The organism is Frischella sp. Ac48, from assembly GCF_019641635.1.
Taxonomy (GTDB): domain Bacteria; phylum Pseudomonadota; class Gammaproteobacteria; order Enterobacterales; family Orbaceae; genus Frischella; species Frischella japonica.
Genome location: NZ_JAETXP010000034.1, coordinates 1 through 1,050, shown reverse-complemented (window position 1 = coordinate 1,050; position 1,050 = coordinate 1). Strand labels below are relative to the sequence as shown.

Here is a 1,050-nt window from a genome sequence, read left to right as displayed (position 1 = left end):
AGTGACAATATCCATTGACAAAATCAGCTTAAATCAGAAGAATGTGATTGAACTAAAGGAATTTAATGCTGGAAAGGAGGCGACGGATCTTACTAGTAAGTATTCTGGTAATTTAGTAAAAGTAAATAAACCAGATCCCGCTGCAGATGCACTTGCTCAGCGAATTGGTGGAGAATCAAGAGTTCGATTTACTAATGACATTCGTGAATTTGACGTTATTAGTGATTTATATGTGGCTCAAACTAAACCAGCACTAAAGCAGTTAAATGCGGCAGTTAGAAATCAGATGAAAGCAACATTTGAAGCAGCTAAAGAAACTAACCGCTCTGTTTACTATCATTTTGAAGGTCAGCCAGATCAGTCTATAATAAATAAACTAAATGAGTATAGTAAACGTTACGGTGTAAAAGTTGTAATAGACACAAAACCTCTAAATTTAACAAAATAAGGTAGGGAAATGGTAGAATATTATGGTTGGATAAACTTAAGGGATTCAACATACGAAAGTGATGATAAAGAAATGAATATAGTTTTGAGCAAACTATATTCATATATATCCAAATATAAATTAAATGATATATCTGGTCTTGTTAATTTACATAAAGTAAATGGTTCTTATCAGTTATTAGTCACTGGAAATACAAATCATTTATCACAGGATGTAATAGATATTTTTAATCTTTGTGAGTTCATAGCAGAAATAGCTAAAGGATCTTATGGATTATTGTATATTAGAAATGATGAGTCGGAAGACGCTTTTAATGAATTTGAGGTTTTTGTATTAGCTAGAGGAAAAATTAAAAAAGAAAAAGATCCTTTTTTATCTCCTTGTATACCAGTGATTGAAGATGATGAAGAATAATTTACAATCCTAGATCTAACTTGAGTTGGGATATCGTTTTTATCTATTCCTAGATCTTCATTGCAAGTTCTACTATCAACTTGCCCTGTTCAATCTTAATGATAACAGGGCAGCCGACATAACCCCCTATCTGCTCCAGCCACCTGCCTTTAATGGTCAGTTGTGGTCTGGGTTTTGTACCGTGTTGT

General features: G+C 33.0%; 3 protein-coding genes. 2 read left to right on the top strand and 1 reads right to left on the bottom strand.

Annotated features, from left to right (window positions below; genetic code table 11):
* Positions 1–448, top strand: a 448-nt coding sequence (locus tag JMI89_RS11765) for a restriction endonuclease fold toxin (protein WP_220680178.1), incomplete at its 5' end; no start/stop codon positions are given.
* Between the two features lie 9 nt (positions 449–457).
* Positions 458–862 (top strand): Imm7 family immunity protein, encoded by a 405-nt coding sequence (locus JMI89_RS11760; protein WP_187756415.1) that lies wholly within the window; start codon positions 458–460, stop codon positions 860–862.
* A gap of 49 nt (positions 863–911) precedes the next feature.
* On the opposite strand, the gene JMI89_RS12190 is transcribed toward JMI89_RS11760, so the two are convergent.
* On the bottom strand, positions 912–1,050 hold a 139-nt coding region (locus JMI89_RS12190), incomplete at its 5' end, for a SymE family type I addiction module toxin (protein ID WP_220680179.1).